18 protein-coding genes are annotated in these 15,558 nt (G+C 67.5%); 11 read left to right on the forward strand and 7 right to left on the reverse strand.

Annotation, left to right across the window (positions count from 1 at the left end; translation table 11 throughout):
- Positions 1-21: 21 nt before the first annotated feature.
- From ASC81_RS03015 to ASC81_RS03030, 4 genes are all read right to left on the reverse strand, one after another.
- Positions 22-504 carry a hypothetical protein gene (locus ASC81_RS03015; protein ID WP_056262535.1) on the reverse strand — a complete coding sequence of 161 codons (483 nt, stop codon included), beginning with the start codon at positions 502-504 and terminating at the stop codon, positions 22-24.
- The gene (locus ASC81_RS03020; protein WP_056262537.1) at positions 501-776 is read right to left on the reverse strand and encodes a hypothetical protein; all 276 of its coding nucleotides are present in this window, start codon (positions 774-776) and stop codon (positions 501-503) included. The genes ASC81_RS03015 and ASC81_RS03020 overlap by 4 nt, the downstream gene beginning before the upstream one ends.
- A 42-nt stretch (positions 777-818) precedes the next feature.
- A complete protein-coding gene (locus tag ASC81_RS03025; RefSeq protein ID WP_235533550.1) occupies positions 819-1,301 on the reverse strand; it encodes a glycine zipper 2TM domain-containing protein in 483 nt (160 codons plus the stop codon).
- Between the two features lie 115 nt (positions 1,302-1,416).
- Positions 1,417-1,974, reverse strand: a complete 558-nt coding sequence (locus ASC81_RS03030) for an HNH endonuclease (RefSeq protein ID WP_056262540.1) — start codon at positions 1,972-1,974, stop codon at positions 1,417-1,419.
- 241 nt (positions 1,975-2,215) lie between these two features.
- Here ASC81_RS03030 and ASC81_RS03035 point away from each other — a divergent pair, with 241 nt between their 5' ends.
- The 10 genes from ASC81_RS03035 to ASC81_RS03080 are packed head-to-tail and all read left to right on the forward strand — an operon-like array spanning position 2,216 to position 12,254.
- On the forward strand, positions 2,216-2,929 hold the full coding sequence (locus tag ASC81_RS03035; protein ID WP_235533583.1) for a TetR/AcrR family transcriptional regulator: 714 nt from the start codon (positions 2,216-2,218) through the stop codon (positions 2,927-2,929).
- A 36-nt stretch (positions 2,930-2,965) separates the two neighbouring features.
- Entirely contained in the window at positions 2,966-4,756 is a 1,791-nt protein-coding gene (locus ASC81_RS03040) for an acyl-CoA dehydrogenase C-terminal domain-containing protein (RefSeq protein WP_056262545.1), read from the forward strand.
- A gap of 29 nt (positions 4,757-4,785) precedes the next feature.
- The gene (locus tag ASC81_RS03045) at positions 4,786-5,211 is read left to right on the forward strand and encodes a DUF2147 domain-containing protein (RefSeq protein ID WP_056264227.1); all 426 of its coding nucleotides are present in this window, start codon (positions 4,786-4,788) and stop codon (positions 5,209-5,211) included.
- 6 nt (positions 5,212-5,217) lie between these two features.
- A complete protein-coding gene (locus ASC81_RS03050) occupies positions 5,218-6,078 on the forward strand; it encodes a S9 family peptidase (protein WP_056262547.1) in 861 nt (286 codons plus the stop codon).
- 31 nt (positions 6,079-6,109) lie between these two features.
- A complete protein-coding gene (locus tag ASC81_RS03055; protein WP_056262551.1) occupies positions 6,110-8,509 on the forward strand; it encodes a 3-hydroxyacyl-CoA dehydrogenase/enoyl-CoA hydratase family protein in 2,400 nt (799 codons plus the stop codon).
- 8 nt (positions 8,510-8,517) lie between these two features.
- Complete coding sequence (locus ASC81_RS03060) at positions 8,518-9,009, forward strand: DUF4442 domain-containing protein (protein ID WP_056262554.1); 492 nt, start codon at positions 8,518-8,520, stop codon at positions 9,007-9,009.
- A 14-nt stretch (positions 9,010-9,023) separates the two neighbouring features.
- Positions 9,024-10,238: an acetyl-CoA C-acyltransferase gene (locus ASC81_RS03065; protein ID WP_056262556.1), complete on the forward strand. Its 1,215-nt coding sequence runs from the start codon at positions 9,024-9,026 to the stop codon at positions 10,236-10,238.
- Between the two features lie 3 nt (positions 10,239-10,241).
- The gene (locus ASC81_RS03070) at positions 10,242-10,775 is read left to right on the forward strand and encodes a DUF1569 domain-containing protein (protein WP_056262560.1); all 534 of its coding nucleotides are present in this window, start codon (positions 10,242-10,244) and stop codon (positions 10,773-10,775) included.
- Positions 10,776-10,785: 10 nt separating this feature from the next.
- A complete protein-coding gene (locus ASC81_RS03075) occupies positions 10,786-11,550 on the forward strand; it encodes an enoyl-CoA hydratase (protein WP_056262563.1) in 765 nt (254 codons plus the stop codon).
- 32 nt (positions 11,551-11,582) lie between these two features.
- The gene (locus ASC81_RS03080) at positions 11,583-12,254 is read left to right on the forward strand and encodes an SGNH/GDSL hydrolase family protein (protein ID WP_235533551.1); all 672 of its coding nucleotides are present in this window, start codon (positions 11,583-11,585) and stop codon (positions 12,252-12,254) included.
- A gap of 39 nt (positions 12,255-12,293) precedes the next feature.
- Here the strand turns inward: ASC81_RS03080 and ASC81_RS03085 are convergent, their stop codons facing one another.
- Positions 12,294-12,698, reverse strand: a complete 405-nt coding sequence (locus ASC81_RS03085) for an acyl-CoA thioesterase (protein ID WP_082536313.1) — start codon at positions 12,696-12,698, stop codon at positions 12,294-12,296.
- A 74-nt stretch (positions 12,699-12,772) separates the two neighbouring features.
- Here ASC81_RS03085 and ASC81_RS03090 point away from each other — a divergent pair, with 74 nt between their 5' ends.
- Entirely contained in the window at positions 12,773-14,554 is a 1,782-nt protein-coding gene (locus ASC81_RS03090; RefSeq protein WP_235533552.1) for an ABC transporter ATP-binding protein/permease, read from the forward strand.
- A 6-nt stretch (positions 14,555-14,560) separates the two neighbouring features.
- On the opposite strand, the gene ASC81_RS03095 is transcribed toward ASC81_RS03090, so the two are convergent.
- The gene (locus ASC81_RS03095; RefSeq protein ID WP_056262569.1) at positions 14,561-14,878 is read right to left on the reverse strand and encodes a hypothetical protein; all 318 of its coding nucleotides are present in this window, start codon (positions 14,876-14,878) and stop codon (positions 14,561-14,563) included.
- A gap of 52 nt (positions 14,879-14,930) precedes the next feature.
- A complete protein-coding gene (locus ASC81_RS03100) occupies positions 14,931-15,554 on the reverse strand; it encodes a UPF0149 family protein (protein WP_056262572.1) in 624 nt (207 codons plus the stop codon).
- Between the last annotated feature and the right edge of the window lie 4 nt (positions 15,555-15,558).

Raw genomic sequence — 15,558 nt, forward strand, 5'->3', positions numbered from 1 at the left:
TGGCCGAAATCGGACTTGCAGTCAGTCCCGACCGGCGGGCCGCTCGTAGCCGTTGTCGACCCAGGCTTCGGCGGCGCCCTGGCTGAGCTTGAAGCCGGCCGACACCTTCACCTGCGCCAAGCGCTCGCCGGCGGCATCAAAGGCGTTGAGCCACGCGTAGGGGTCGTCCTCCGCGGGCACGATCTCCAGCGTGATCTTCAGCCAGTTGCCGTCACGGGCGACGTAGAGCGCCTTGTTCAACTGCGCGTGCAGCTGCTGCTCATGGCGGCGGATGACCTCGGACGCTGTCTTGACCAGCGTGTTGAAGGCGTTGACGTCCAGCGGCTTGGGGTTCTTCTTGTCGCGGCCCATCGTCCAGGGACCAACGAGGGCCGGCTCGCTTTCGCCAGCCTTGAACATGGCGACGGCCCAGCCTTCGTCGTCTTCGTTCTTGATGACCTGGGCGGTCCAGCCGTTGTCGCGCCACAGGCGCGCTTCAAAAACGGGCTCGTCCAGATCACTCATGCCTGGAGTCCCTTGGCGAGCAGCTCCTCGACGAGGCCGTTGATGCCGCCTTCATGGCTGGCGGCGCGCTCGCGCAACTGCTCGGTCAATGCAGCGGGCAGCTTGCAGGCAAAGGGAACGAGGCCGGCGGCGGCGTCCAGCTTGCGCTGGGCCTTGCGGTCGGGCACTGCAGCAGCGGCGGCGCCAAAGCGGCCGGGCGTCGCCTTGCCGCGCATGGCGCTGTCCAGCTTCAGGCCGGCGAGGCGTTCCAGATCGGTTTTCTTCATGTTCATGGGTCTGATTGTCCTTGGTCAGGACACCGGCCCCGTGAACGATCAACCGTTGCGTGCGGGCATGACAGCGGGCGCGCGCGTCACACGGGTCTTGCCGCCGGTCGTCACGAGGATGACGGGGTCGCCACTGTTGAAGCTCTCGGCGCCCTTGGCCTGGATGACGGAGCGGCGCTCGCCGTTGCGCAGCTGGACGATGATTTCCAGCGCATCCTCGCGAGTGGCCGAGCGCTCGATGGCATTGCCGATGACGGCACCCGCCACCGCGCCGAGGACGCCGACGATCTGGCCCTCGCGGCGACCGCCGACCGAGCTGCCGGCGATGGCGCCGGTGACGCCGCCGGCCACGCCGCCGATGCCGCTCTGCGAGCCGTCCACCGTCACCGGGCGGGACGACAGCACGGTGGCGTCCTGCACCTGCGACAGCCGCTGCGCATCACCGCGCTGGACGACGTCGGGGCTGGTCGTCGAGCAGGCAGACAGCATCAAGGCCGCGGCCAGGGTGAGGGAAGTCATGAGCTTGGACATTCGGTTCTCCTTGGGCGAAACAGCAGGCCCAACGCCGCCAATTGTCCCGCCGTTGACGGCTCGACGCCCTCGACTACAACTCTTTACCGTTGCCGGTCAACGGGAATGACGCGAGTCATCCATGCAGGCGTGAGCTGCGCGGCACGCTGGCCAGCAGGAACTCCATCTGGTCGGCCAGGATGCGGCGGCCGCGCAAGATCATGTCTTCGTGCAGGCTGGGCACGTAGGGCAGGTAGAGCAGGCTCATGTTCGCCTCTTCCGGCATGCGGTTGCCCTTGCGGCCGTTGCAGGGCCGGCAGGCGGTGATGCAGTTCATCCAGCTGTCGTAACCGCCGCGCGACGTGGGGTGGATGTGTTCGCGCGTCAGGTCTTCGGGCAGGCAGTGGTGGCCGCAGTAGGCGCAGATGAAGCGGTCGCGCACGAACAGTTTGCTGTTCGTCAGCGCGGGCGCCTGGCGCCAGGCCCGGCTAGGCACCGCGCCGCGCACGGCAATGATGGGATGGACCTCGATGCGCGACTGCCGCCCGCTGATGCGCTGCCAACCGCCACGCAGCACCTGGCAGGGGTCGCCCAGCGTCCAGGCGACGCCGTCGCAGGCGTAGATCACGGCCGCTTCGCGGGTCGTGATCCAGGCTTGCGGCCGGCCAGAGACATCGAGTTGGAGCACATCCACAGAAGTCAACCTCCGGCGCGGAGACTACTGCAGAAGCGGCATGCGGCTCAAGCGTCGGCCCATGACAGCGTGGCGGTTCGCGCGACCGGGGACGAGGACTGGGGTTTGCACTAGGTTGTTGGAAGTATTAGGCACATCACCCTAGGAAATCGCGGGGTGATGCTGGCGCTGCCGCGGGAGCGACCTGCAAAATAGAACGACCGTTCGTTTTATTCCTGACTTGCTCCCGCCCGTGTCCACGCTGCCAACCACCGCCAAGAAAATCGCCCCGCTGCGCGTTGCGAAGCCGGCGCGCGTTGCGCGCTCGCTGCAGAAGGGCCAGCAGACCCGCGCCGCCATCCTCGACGCGGCCCTGGGCCTGGCCTCGCACATGGGCCTGGAAGGCCTGTCCATCGGCGCGCTCGCCGATGTGACGGGCATGAGCAAGTCGGGCGTGTTCGCCCACTTCGGCTCGCGCGAGGAGCTGCAGATCGCGGTCGTTACCGAATACCACGCCAAGTTCGAGGAAGAAGTCTTCTTCACCGCCATCCGCGAGCCGCGCGGCCTGCCGCGGTTGCGCGCGATGTTCGAGCGCTGGGTGCGCCGCGTGTCGGTCGAGGTCGACTCGGGCTGCATCTACATCAGCGGCGCCGTCGAATTTGACGACCGGCCCGGCCCGGTGCGCGACGCGCTGGTCGCCATGGTCAAGGCCTGGCATGGGGCGCTGCAGAAGGCCATCCAGCTGTCCATCAGCGAAGGGCACTTGAAGCCCGACGCGGATGTCGAGCAGATCTGCTTCGAGCTGCACGGCCTGATCCTGTCGCTGCACCACGACGCGCGCTTCATGCGCATCCCCGGCGCGCTGGCCCGCGCCGGCACCGGTTTCGACCGGACCATCCAGTTCTATGCCACGCCGGCCGGCCTCGATCTCGAGCAGCGCCGCAAGGCTCCCAAGAACGGCGCTGCCAAGCGCTGAACCGACTCACCATCACCGTAGTTCCAGGAGTACCCGATGCCCCAGTACACCCCGCCCTTGCGTGACATGCAGTTCGTCATGCACGAGCTGCTGAACGTCGTCGACGAGCTGAAGATACTGCCCGGCCACGAGGACATCGACGCCGACACGATCAACGCGGTGCTCGAGGAAGGTGGCAAGTTCGCCGCCGAAGTCATCGCCCCCATCAACCTCAGCGGCGACGCCGAGGGCTGCACGCTGGACAAGACCACGCACGAGGTCAAGCCGCCCAAGGGCTTCAAGGAAGCCTACAAGCAGTACGTCGAAGGCGGCTGGCCGGCGCTCTCCTGCGACACGCAGTTCGGCGGCCAGGGCCTGCCGCATCTGGTGAACCAGTTCTTCTACGAGATGCTGAATTCGGCCAACCAGGCCTGGACGATGTACCCCGGCCTGAGCCACGGCGCCTACGAGGCGCTGCATGCGCACGGCACGCCCGAGCAGCAGGCCACCTACCTGCCCAAGCTGACCAGCGGCGAGTGGACCGGCACCATGTGCCTGACCGAGCCGCACTGCGGCACCGACCTCGGCATGCTGCGCACCAAGGCCGAGCCGCAGCCCGACGGCAGCTACAAGCTCACCGGCGCCAAGATCTTCATCTCGGCCGGCGAGCACGACATGGCCGACAACATCATCCACCTGGTGCTGGCCCGCCTGCCGGACGCGCCGCAAGGCAGCAAGGGCATCTCGCTCTTCGTCGTGCCCAAGTTCAATGTGAACGCCGACGGCTCGCTGGGCTCGCGCAACGGCATCTTCTGCGCCGGCCTGGAGCACAAGATGGGCATCCACGGCAACGCCACCGCACAGATCGTGCTGGAGAACGCCAACGGCACGCTGGTGGGTCAGCCCAACAAGGGCCTGGCCGCGATGTTCGTCATGATGAACGCCGCCCGCCTGGGCGTCGGCAACCAGTCCCTCGGCCTGACCGAGGTGGCCTACCAGAATGCCGTGGCCTATGCGAAGGACCGCCTGCAGATGCGCGCGCTGTCCGGCCCCAAGGCGCCCGACAAGCCGGCCGATCCCATCATCGTGCACCCTGACGTGCGCAAGATGCTGCTGACCGCCCGCGCCTTCGCCGAAGGTGGCCGCATGCTGCAGGCCTACACGGTGCTGCAACTCGACAAGGCGCTGAAGAGCGACGACGAGGACGAGCGCAAGGAAGCCGACGCCGAAGTCGCACTGCTGACGCCCATCATCAAGGCCTTCATCACCGACAACGGCTGGCTGGCCACGTCGCACTGCATGCAGGTGTTCGGCGGCCACGGCTACATCCACGAGTGGGGCATGGAGCAGTACGTGCGCGATGCCCGCATCAACATGATCTACGAGGGCACCAACACCATCCAGTCGCTGGACCTGCTGGGCCGCAAGGTGCTGGGCAACAACGGTGCGACGCTGAAGATGTTCGGCAAGAAGATCGCCGCCTTCATCGAGGAAGAGGGCACGAACGAAGCCATGCAGGAGTTCGTGAACCCGCTCGCCGACCTCGGCGACAAGGTCAACAAGCTGACGCAGGAACTGGGCATGAAGGCCTTCGGCAACCCCGATGAGGTGGGCGCCGCGGCAGTGGACTACCTGCGCGTGGTCGGCCACATGACGTTTGCCTTCTTCTTCGCCCAGGCTGCCAAGATCGCACTGGCCAAGAAGAACAGCGGCGACCCGTTCTACACGGCCAAGCTGGCGACGGCGCGCTTTTACTTTGCCAAGCTGCTGCCCGAGACGGCCAGCCTGATCCGCACCGCGCGTGCCGGTCTGGCGCCGCTGATGGAAATGGAAGAAGCGCTGTTCTGAACTGCCTGATGAACGACAAGGATGCCCCGATGAAAGTCCTGTTCGCTGCTGCCCTGCTGTTGCCCGCGTTTGCCTTGGCGCAGACTTCACCCGTGGGCCTGTGGAAGACCATCGACGACGACGGCAAAACCGCGAAGTCGCTGGTCCGCATCAGCGAACAGGGGGGCACCCTCGTCGGCAGCATCGACAAGCTGCTGGACCCGAAAGACCCGGGTGACGCCAAGTGCGACCTGTGCAAGGACGACCGCAAGGACAAGCCCGTCGTCGGCCTGCAGATCATCCGCGGCGTGAAGGCCGAGGGCGATGGCGTCTGGGGCGGCGGCGAGATCCTCGACCCGAACAACGGCAAGACCTACCGCACCCGCTTGAAGCCAGTGGACGGTGGCCGCAAACTCGAGATGCGCGGCTATATCGGCCCGTTCTATCGCAGCCAGATCTGGCTGCGCGTGGAGTGATGCAGCATGGGTGAACTTGCAGGTCGCGCCTGGCAGGGCCTGAGCACCGGCACGTCGGGCGCGCGCTGGTTCTGGCACCGCCAGTTCAAGAAGCCCTTCTTCGGGCGCTTCATGAAGCCCTGGCGCTGGCCGCAAGGTGTGGCGACGGACGGCTGGGAGCGGCTGAGCTTCGCCAGCGGCAGCCATGCCACCCTGGCCGCCGTGCTCAAGCGCACGCCCGTCGACACGCCACGCGGCGTGGTCGTCTGCGCCCATCCGATGGGGCTGGCAGCCAAGGGCTTCTGGCTGCGCAACGGCCATGCCGATGCGCTGCTGCAGGCCGGCTTCCATGTGCTGGCCTTCGACTACAACGGCTTCGGCGACAGCCCGTCGACGAACTTCGACTGGCCGGCCGACAGCCTGGCCGCTGGTCGACAGGCGCGGCAGCGCTTCCCGGGCTTGCAGGTGCATGCGCTGTGCGCGTCCTTCGGGGCGATGCACACGCTGAACGCCCTCGGTGCGTCCGACTTCCCGTTCGACCGCATCGTGGCCGAAGGTTGCGCCTCCAGCCTGCCCGAGTTCTGGAAGAACTACCCCTTCGCCCACGCGGTGCTGCGCCTGAGCAGCCTCGTTGCGCCGGAAGGCGAGCGCCGGCTGCGGCCGGAACTCGCGATGGCGAGGCTGCCCGCCCATGTGCGCGTGCTGCTTGTGCACAGCCACGGCGACCCGTGGACGCCGACCAACCATGGCGACCGCCTGGCCGCCGCAGCGCCGGCCGGCGCGCGTGTCGAGCGGCTGACGCTGACAAAGGCCGATCACACGCACGGCATGCGCGACGAGCGCGAGGCTTATTGGCCGGCCGTGCACGATTTTCTGACCGCGGCCTGAGCCGCAGTCCCCGCTTCAAACAGGAGACCCCATGAGTTCCAAGTTTCAAGTCCGCAAGGTTGCCGTCCTCGGCGCCGGCGTGATGGGCGCGCAGATCGCGGCCCATCTGGTCAACTGCAAGGTGCCAGTGGTGCTGTTCGACCTGCCGGCGAAAGAAGGCCCGAAGAACGGCATCGTGACCAAGGCCGTCGACGGCCTGAAGAAGCTCAAGCCCGCGCCGCTGGGCGACGCGTCGGAAGCCGCGCTGATCCAGCAGGCCAACTACGAAGAGCACCTGCAAGTGCTGCGCGGCTGCGACCTCATCATCGAGGCCATCGCCGAGCGCATGGACTGGAAGCTCGACCTGTACACCAAGATCGCGCCGTTCGTGGCACCCCACGCCATCGTGGCCTCCAACACCTCGGGCCTGAGCATCACCAAGCTCAGCGAGGTGCTGCCTGAAGAAATCAAGCCGCGCTTCTGCGGCATCCACTTCTTCAACCCGCCGCGCTACATGGCACTGGTCGAGCTGATCAACACGCCGACCACGCAGCCGGAAATCCTCGACCAGCTTGAAGCCTTCGTCACCACATCGCTGGGCAAGAGCGTCGTGCGTGCCCACGACACGCCCAACTTCGTCGCCAACCGCGTCGGCATCGCCGGCATGATGGCCACGATGATCGAGGCCGAGAAGTTCGGCCTGTCGGTCGACGTCGTCGACGACCTGACCGGCAAAAAGCTGGGCCGCGCCTCGTCGGGCACCTTCCGCACCGCGGACGTCGTCGGCCTGGACACCATGGCCCACGTCGTCAAGACGATGCAGGACAACCTGAAGGACGATCCGTTCTACTCGACCTACGCCACGCCCAAGGTGCTGGCCGGCCTGATCGAAAAGGGCGCGCTGGGCCAGAAGACCGGCGCCGGTTTCTACAAGAAGGTGGGCAAGGACATCCAGCGCCTGGACTTCGCGACCGGTGAGTACGTCGCCGGCGGCAAGAAGGCCGACGAGATCGTCGCCCGCATGCTGAAGAAGCAACCGGCCGACCGCCTCAAGCTGCTGCGCGAAAGCACCAACCCGCAGGCCCAGTTCCTGTGGGCCATCCTGCGCGACAGCTTCCATTACGCCGCCGTACACCTCAACACCGTGGCCGACACCGCGCGCGAGATCGACTTCGCGATGCGCTGGGGCTTCGGCACCACGCAAGGCCCGTTCGAGCTGTGGCAGGCCGCCGGCTGGAAGCAGGTCGCCGAGTGGATCTCCGCCGATATCGCCGAAGGCAAGACGCTGTCCAGCGCGCCGCTGCCGGCTTGGGTGACGGAAGGCCCCGTGGCCGAAGCCGGTGGCGTGCACACGCCGGCCGGTTCGTGGAGCGCCGCTGAAGGCAAGTTCAAGCCGCGCAGCGAGCTGCCGGTGTACGCCCGCCAGTCCTTCCGCGAGTCGCTGCTGGGCACCGGCGCCGCCGACCCGCTGAAGTCGGGCACCGAGCTGTTCAAGAACGACGAAGTGCGCGTCTGGACGCTGGACGGCAATGTCGTCATCGCCTCCATCACCGCCAAGCTGCACCTGATCAGCCCGGCCGTCACCGAGGGCCTGCTCAAGGCCGTCGAGATCGCCGAAGCCGACTTCAAGGGACTGGTGATCTGGTCGCCGGACGACGTGTTCTCGGCCGGCGCCAACCTCGAGAGCCTGATGCCCGTCTTCATGAAGATGGGCAGCAAGGGCATCGCGCCGGAAGAGAAGAAGCTGCAGGACATGATGCTGCGCCTGCGCTACGCCAGCGTGCCGGTCGTCGCCGCGATGCGCGGCCTGGCGCTGGGCGGTGGTGCCGAACTGGCGGTGCACTGCGCGCGCCGCGTCGCTCATGTGGAAAGTTATGTCGGCCTGGTGGAGGTCGGCGTGGGCCTGATCCCCGGCGGTGGCGGCCTGACCTACATCGCCCGCCGCGCCGCCGAGATGGCTGCAGCCGGCAACGCCAATGCCGACATCCTGAGCTTCCTGAAGGACGGCTTCCTGACGGCCGCCACGGCCAAGGTCGCGACATCCGCGCACGAGGCGAAGAAGAACGGCTTCCTGCTCGACAGCGACGTCATCGTGCCGCACAAGGACGAACTGCTGCACGTGGCCACCGCCACGGCGCTGGGCATGGCCGAGGCCGGCTACCGCCCGCCGCACAAGGCGCTGTTCCCGGTCGCCGGCCGTAGCGGCATCGCGACGATCAAGGGCCAGGTGGCCAACATGCGCGACGGCGGCTTCGTCAGCGAACACGACTTCCACTTGGCTGCGGCGATTGCCGACGTGGTCTGCGGTGGCGAGGTCGAGGCGGGCTCCCTGGTGACGGAGGAGTACCTGATGGCGCTGGAGCGCAAGCACTTCTGCTCGCTGCTGGATAACCCCAAGACGCAGGAACGGATCATGGGCATGCTGCAAACGGGCAAGCCCGTCCGCAACTAAGGTCCGACGTGAACCGGCTTCAACGCACCCTCGCCAAGCTGGACGGCCTGCCGTCTGCGCTGCGTGGACCTGCACGCAACTTCGCGCTGCGGCGTGCCGTGCCCTTCACGGGCACGGCGTCGCTGGATTTCGTGGCGCTCACGCCTGAGCGCAGCGAGATCCGTGTTGCCAACAAGCGCCCCGTGCAGAACCACATCAAGGGCGTGCATGCGGCCGCGATGTCGCTGCTGGCCGAGACGGCCACCGGCATGGTGGTGGGCATGAATGTGCGTGACGACTGCCTGCCGCTGTGCAAGTCGCTGCAGGTGAACTTCCGCAAGCGTGCGACCGGCGGCCTCACGGCCAAGGCGCACCTGACGGACGCCCAGCGCGCCAGCATGGCGAGCGACACCAAGGGTGAAGTGCGGGTCGCCGTGACCGTAACCGACGAAGCCGGCATCGAGCCGATCGAGTGTGAATTTGTCTGGGCCTGGGTGCCCAAAGAAAAGCCCCAGGCCTGAGTAAAGGAAAGACCATGAGCAAGCAAGTTCAAGACGCCTACATCGTTGCCGCCACCCGTCTGCCCATCGGCAAGAGCGGCCGTGGCTACTTCAAGAACACCCGCCCCGACGAGATGCTCGTCAAGGTCATGCAGGCCGTGCTGGCACAGGCGCCGGGCCTGGACCCGGCCGCGATTGAAGACGCCATCGTCGGCTGCTCCTTCCCCGAAGGCGAGCAGGGCATGAACATCGCCCGCGTCGCCTCGGTGCTGGCCGGCCTGGGCCCGACCATCGGCGGCGTGACGATCAACCGCTACTGCGCATCCGGCATCACCGCCGTGCAGATGGCGGCGGACCGCATCCGCGTCGGCGAGGCCGACGTGATGTTCGCCGGCGGTGTCGAGTCGATGTCCATGATCCCGATGGGCGGCAACAAGCCCAGCCTGTCGCCGCTGATCTTCGAGAAGGACGAGAACATCGGCATCGCCTACGGCATGGGCCTGACGGCCGAGAAGGTCGCCGCGCAGTGGAAGATCAGCCGCGAAGCGCAGGACGCGTTCTCGGTGGAATCGCACCGCCGCGCGGTGGCCGCCATGGCCGCCGGCCACTTCGATGCCGAGATGACGCCCTTCGACGTCGTCGAGCGCACGCCCAACTTGGCAGACGGCACCGTCAACACCAAGACGCGCACCGTCAAGCTCGACGAAGGCGCCCGCCCCGACACGTCGCTGGAAGGCCTGGCCAAGCTCAAGCCCGTATTCGCCGCCAAGGGCAGCGTGACGGCGGGCAACAGCTCGCAGACATCCGACGGCTCGGGCGGCCTGCTGATCGTCAGCGAAGCCGCGCTGAAGCGCTACAACCTGACGCCACTGGCCCGTTTTGTCTCCTTCGCCGTGCGCGGCGTGCCCCCGGAGATCATGGGCATCGGCCCCATCGCTGCCATCCCCGTGGCACTGAAGGCCGCCGGCATCACGGCCGCCGACCTGGACTGGATCGAGCTGAACGAGGCCTTCGCCGCGCAGTCGCTGGCCGTGCTGAACGACCTCGACAGCAAGGGCATCGAGCTGGACCGCGCCAAGGTCAACCCCAACGGCGGCGCGATTGCGCTGGGCCACCCGCTGGGCGCCACCGGCGCCATTCGCGCGGCCTCGGTCATCCATGGCTTGCGCCGCACCGGCGGCAAGTACGGCATGGTGACGATGTGCGTCGGCGCCGGCCAGGGTGCCGCCGGCATCTTCGAGCGCCTGTAAGCCATGGACCGCCGCCGCGCGCTCAAGACCTCTGCGGTGTTGCTCGCGGCGGCACCGTTGGCTGCCTGCACCGGCAGGCTGAAAACCTTCACCACCTGGAAGCAGGCCCAGCAGGCCGTGCTGGACCTGCTGTTTGCGCCCAAGGTCGTGCAGGGCAATGCGTGGAACCTGAGCCAGGTGATGCAGCATCTGGCGCAGAGCATCGAATACTCGATGCAGGGCTATCCGGCGCTCAGGGGCGCCTGGTTCCGGTCCTCGGTGGGCTCGGCTGCGTTCGCGATGTTCAACGCCCGCGGCACGATGAGCCATGACCTCGCCGAGCCCATTCCCGGCGCCCCGGCGCTCGACGCCGCGCAGACGTTGCGGCTGTCGGTGCAGCGCCTGCTCGATGCGATGGATGCCTTCGCGCAATTCAGCGGCACACTGCGGCCTCATTTCGCCTACGGTGAGCTGACCAAGCCGCAGTACGAGCGAGCCCATCTGATGCACCTGGCGAATCACTGGACGCAGTTCCACGCCAAGACCGCAGTCGCGTGAAGGACCTCAAATGACCATCAAGAGCTACACCGTCAACGGCGTCGCGACCCTCGAGATCGCTCGCCCCGAGAAGAAGAACGCCATCACCCAGGGCATGTACCAGGCCATGGCCGATGCGCTTCGTGCCGCCGATGCGGACCCCGCCGTGCGCGCCGTGCTGATCACCGGCCAGCCTGGCATCTTCACGTCGGGCAACGACCTGGAAGACTTCATGAGCGCGCCGCCGCGCGGCGAGGATGCACCGGTCTTCCAGTTCATGCATGCCCTGGTCGACAGCGGCAAGCCCGTCGTCGCGGCTGTCACTGGCGCGGCCATCGGCATTGGCACGACCATGTTGCTGCACTGCGACCTGGTCTTCGTTGCCGACGATGCGCGCCTGGCCATGCCCTTCGTCGGCCTGGGCCTGGTGCCGGAGTTCGCCTCCAGCCATGTCGTGCCGCAGTTGATGGGCAACCGCCGGGCGGCTGAGAAACTGCTGCTGGGCGACCCGTTCACGGGTGAGCAGGCGGTGGAATGCGGCATCGCCAACCGCGTGCTGCCGGGCAGCGAGGTGGTCAACCACGCCCGCCGCATCGCCGAGCGCTTCAACACGTTGGCGCCGGGCGCCGTGCGCGAGAGCAAGAAGCTGATCCGCGATCCGCAGCGTGCGGCCGTCAAGGAAGCCATCGCGCGGGAAGCCGAGATCTTCGGCGCACGCCTGCGCAGCCCCGAGGCGATGGAGGCCTTCCAGGCCTTCTTCCAGAAACGCGCGCCGGACTTCACCAAATTTTCCTGACTGTCTCCAAGATCGCGCTCGGGCCCCTGCTTGTGCTGCAGGGCCGGCGCGTTCGGGCAACCGCGCTGCGCCTGCCTGAAGCGGCCGGCCCGCGGGCGGCGGACGGCACGGCGCTGCGCCTGCTCATCGTGGGCGACTCGTCCGCGGCCGGCGTGGGTGCATCCCATCAGGACGAAGCCCTGGCCGGCCAGCTCGCGCGCCTGCTGGCGACACGGCTCGGCAAACCGGTGGGTTGGCAGCTGGTTGCCTGCAGCGGTCACCGCAGCGAACAGGCATTGGCCGCACTACAGGCCACCGACCTCGCACCCGCCGACGTGCTGATCACGGCCCTGGGCGTCAACGATGTCGTCGACCAGGTCGCGCCGCAGCGGGCAATCGCGGCGCTGGACGGCATTCACGCCCTGGCCGCGTCGCGCGCGGGTGTACGTCTGGCCCTGCACTGCGGCGCACCGCCGATGCAGGCGTTTCCGCTGCTGCCGCAGCCCTTGCGCTGGTTCTTTGGCCGGCAGGCAGCCCGCTTCAACGCGGCGTTGGCGCAGGCGATGGTTGGCCGTGCGCACCGGCGTGTCGTGCTGCTGCCCGAGGCCATGCAACGCGATGCCGCCGCGCTGATGGCCGAGGACGGCTTCCACCCCGGCCCGCGCGGCTATGCGCTATGGGCGAAGGCGCTGGCCGATCAGATCGAGGCCGGGCTCAAGCCCTGATCAGCACGCCGCTCCAACGGTTGCATTGGTCAGCCGCCCTCAGGCAGCAACCGTCCGAGGCTTGCCTTCGCGGTCGATGGCCACATAGGTCAGGTTGGCCTCGGTCACCTTGACGACGTGCAGGTTCTCCGGGTCGCGTTCGGCCATGACCTCCACATGCACCGTGATCGACGTGCGGCCGATGCGTGTCACCGTGGCATAGAAGCTCAGCAAGTCGCCGATGGAGACCGGCTGCTTGAAGACGAACTCGTTGACGGCCACCGTCGCGACGCGGCCGCGTGAGATGCGGGCCGGCATGATGGAGCCGGCGATGTCGACCTGGGCCATGATCCAGCCGCCAAAGATGTCGCCGTTCGCATTCGAGTCGGCCGGCATCGGCATCACCCGCAGCACCAGTTCGCGGTTGCCGGGCAGGGGTTGAATCGGGCTTAGGTCCTGGGTCATGGCATCCATGGGGTACAACAGTTCGGCATTCATTCTCGGTCCTGCGCTTGCGATCCCTCACTTCAGCATCATCCGTGCCACCTGCCGGCACTGCCCCCACGCCTCGCGGCGACTGGGGCACCGTCAGGCGGCTGCTGCCCTATCTCTGGCTCTATCGCTGGCGGGTCGGCTTGGCGCTGGCCTTCATGGTCGGCGCCAAGGTCAGCAACGTCGGCGTGCCGCTGCTGCTGAAGAACCTCGTCGACAACCTCGATCTGAAACCCGGCCAGCCCCAGGCCATGCTCGTCGTGCCGCTGGGCCTGCTGCTGGCCTACGGCGCGCTGCGGCTGTCGACCTCGCTGTTCACCGAACTGCGCGAGCTGATCTTCGCCAAGGCCACCGAGGGCACCGCGCGCAGCATCTCGCTGCAGGTGTTCCGGCACTTGCACGAGCTGAGCCTGCGTTTCCACCTGGAGCGCCAGACCGGCGGCATGACGCGCGACATCGAGCGCGGCACGCGGGCCGTGCATTCGCTGATCAGCTATTCGCTCTACAGCATCGTGCCGACGCTGATCGAGGTGGTGCTGGTGCTGACGCTGCTGGGCGTCAAGTTCGACGTCTGGTTCGCCGGCATCACCGTTGCGGCGCTGGTCGTCTACATCGGCTTCACCGTTGTCGTCACCGAGTGGCGCACCAAGTTCCGCAAGGTGCTCAACGAGCTGGACTCGGTGGCCCACAGCAAGGCCATCGACTCGCTGCTGAACTACGAGACGGTCAAGTACTTCAACAACGAGGGCTTCGAGGCGACGCGCTACGACGAGAGCCTGGAGAAGCTGCGCAAGGCCCAGCTCAAGAGCCAGACGACCTTGTCCATGCTCAACACCGGCCAGCAGCTGATCATCGCCACGGCCCTGGTGCTGATGCTCTGGCGGGCCACGCAGGGCGTCGTCGACGGGCGCATGAGCCTGGGCGACCTGGTCATGGTCAACGCCTTCATGATCCAGCTCTACATCCCGTTGAACTTCCTGGGTGTCATCTACCGCGAGATCAAGCAGGCACTGACCGACATCGAGAAGCTGTTCGGCCTGCTCGACCGCGAACGCGAGATCGCCGACGCGCCCGGCGCCGCCGAGCTGCAGGTGCGCGGCGGCAGCGTCGTCTTCGACGATGTGCGCTTTGCCTACGACCCGGTGCGGCCCATCCTGCACGGCGTCAGCTTCGAGATCCCGGCCGGCAAGAAGGTGGCGGTCGTCGGCCCCAGTGGCTCGGGCAAGAGCACGCTGGCGCGGCTGCTCTACCGTTTCTACGACATCGATGGCGGCCAGATCCGCATCGACGGCCAGGACATCCGCACGGTGACCCAGTCCAGCCTGCGCCGCGCCATCGGCATCGTGCCGCAGGACACCGTGCTCTTCAACGACACCGTGGCCTACAACATCGCCTACGGCCGCCCGGGCGCCAGCCTTGAAGAGGTGGAAGGGGCCGCGCGCGCGGCCCACATTCACGGCTTCATCAGCGCCACGCCGCTGGGCTACGACACCATGGTTGGCGAGCGGGGGCTGAAGCTGTCCGGCGGCGAGAAGCAGCGCGTGGCCATCGCGCGCACGTTGCTGAAGAACCCGCCCATCCTCATCTTTGATGAGGCGACGTCGGCACTGGACTCGACCAACGAACGCGCCATCCAGGCGGAGCTGGAGTCGGTGGGTCAGAACAAGACCGTCCTGGTCATCGCGCACCGGTTGTCGACGGTCGTCGACGCGCACGAAATCCTGGTGCTGGAGCAGGGCCGCGTCATCGAGCGCGGCCGGCATGACGCGCTGTTGGCGCGCGGTGGGCGTTACGCCGAGATGTGGCGGCTGCAGCAGTCCGCCGACTGACGGCGATCAATGCGGCTTTTTCGGCTTGTCGAAGCTCTTGGGCCGGTAGACGTTGCCGTCCCACTCGCCGTCCACGCGGCCATCGCCCTGCTGGGCCGACTGCCGCGCCTTGCGGATGACGCGTTCGGCCTCAAGGGCCGCCGCACGGGTTTGGCGCTGGCGGCGCCGCCAGCCGGTGGCGCGGTCTATCTGGCCGCGGACCCAGCCGCCCAGCCTTGCCAAGGCGGCATCCGTCCGGGCACGCGCGCGGTAGGGCAGGGCCATGTGCACCGCCAGTGCGATGCAGGCGGCAAGGCCAAGGGCGGCGAGCACGGTGCTGAACATGGCTTGAGTTTGACCTAAACCGCCGTCCGGGGCCACCTGCGTTGGAGGGATGTCAGGCTTTCTCGCCGGCGTTCTGGCGAATGGCCCACAGCGCCAGCATGGCGTCAGGAATCTTCCGGCTTGCCGCGTCCCGCTCGGCGGCGCTGCCCTCGGCCAGGCCGCCGTCCTCGCCGGCCAGGGCAGCAATCGGCGCCAGCAGCTCGGCCGTGTCATCGGCGTCGAACAGCGGGCCCCAGGCCTCGGGCGCCAAGTCCACGGCCAGCAGGAAGCCGGCCGCCCAGTCCTCGGCGTCGGCGTACTCGGTGTCCTCGTCGTCGCCGTCGGCGAAGCTGAAGATGGGCTCCCAGCCCTGCGGATGCTGGGTCCAGGCGGTGGCGATGGACTGCAGCTGCCGCAGCACCAGCATGACGACCTTCTTGCGCTGCTTGCCGCTGGCGAACGGCGCCGGGTCGTGCTCGCCGTCGCCGCCCCAGATCAAGGGCAGCCAGGCCTCGCCGGGCAGGTCGGCGAGATCCAGCCCAGGCGTCAGCAGCAGCGCGGCCAGGTAGCCGTCCAGCGCCTCGATGTTCATCGCGGCGTCGGTCGGCAGCGCGCCCAGCAGCTCGTCGAGGTCGTTGAGTTCCTCGTCGGACAGCGGACGGTTGTCGGAGGCAGGGTTGTAGTGGGGATAGTTCATGCGC

Origin of the sequence: Pelomonas sp. Root405 (assembly GCF_001425165.1) — a bacterium.
Taxonomy (GTDB): domain Bacteria; phylum Pseudomonadota; class Gammaproteobacteria; order Burkholderiales; family Burkholderiaceae_C; genus Pelomonas.

Excerpts from the sequence above, each read along its gene's own strand:
- ASC81_RS03095 (WP_056262569.1), bottom strand. The coding sequence starts at position 14,878 with ATGTTCAGCACCGTGCTCGCCGCCCTTGGCCTTGCCGCCTGCATCGCA.
- ASC81_RS03055 (WP_056262551.1), top strand. The coding sequence starts at position 6,110 with ATGAGTTCCAAGTTTCAAGTCCGCAAGGTTGCCGTCCTCGGCGCCGGC.
- ASC81_RS03065 (WP_056262556.1), top strand. The coding sequence starts at position 9,024 with ATGAGCAAGCAAGTTCAAGACGCCTACATCGTTGCCGCCACCCGTCTG.
- ASC81_RS03045 (WP_056264227.1), top strand. The coding sequence starts at position 4,786 with ATGAAAGTCCTGTTCGCTGCTGCCCTGCTGTTGCCCGCGTTTGCCTTG.
- ASC81_RS03020 (WP_056262537.1), bottom strand. The coding sequence starts at position 776 with ATGAACATGAAGAAAACCGATCTGGAACGCCTCGCCGGCCTGAAGCTG.
- ASC81_RS03085 (WP_082536313.1), bottom strand. The coding sequence starts at position 12,698 with ATGACCCAGGACCTAAGCCCGATTCAACCCCTGCCCGGCAACCGCGAA.
- ASC81_RS03015 (WP_056262535.1), bottom strand. The coding sequence starts at position 504 with ATGAGTGATCTGGACGAGCCCGTTTTTGAAGCGCGCCTGTGGCGCGAC.
- ASC81_RS03075 (WP_056262563.1), top strand. The coding sequence starts at position 10,786 with ATGACCATCAAGAGCTACACCGTCAACGGCGTCGCGACCCTCGAGATC.
- ASC81_RS03100 (WP_056262572.1), bottom strand. The coding sequence starts at position 15,554 with ATGAACTATCCCCACTACAACCCTGCCTCCGACAACCGTCCGCTGTCC.
- ASC81_RS03050 (WP_056262547.1), top strand. The coding sequence starts at position 5,218 with ATGGGTGAACTTGCAGGTCGCGCCTGGCAGGGCCTGAGCACCGGCACG.
- ASC81_RS03040 (WP_056262545.1), top strand. The coding sequence starts at position 2,966 with ATGCCCCAGTACACCCCGCCCTTGCGTGACATGCAGTTCGTCATGCAC.
- ASC81_RS03025 (WP_235533550.1), bottom strand. The coding sequence starts at position 1,301 with ATGTCCAAGCTCATGACTTCCCTCACCCTGGCCGCGGCCTTGATGCTG.
- ASC81_RS03070 (WP_056262560.1), top strand. The coding sequence starts at position 10,242 with ATGGACCGCCGCCGCGCGCTCAAGACCTCTGCGGTGTTGCTCGCGGCG.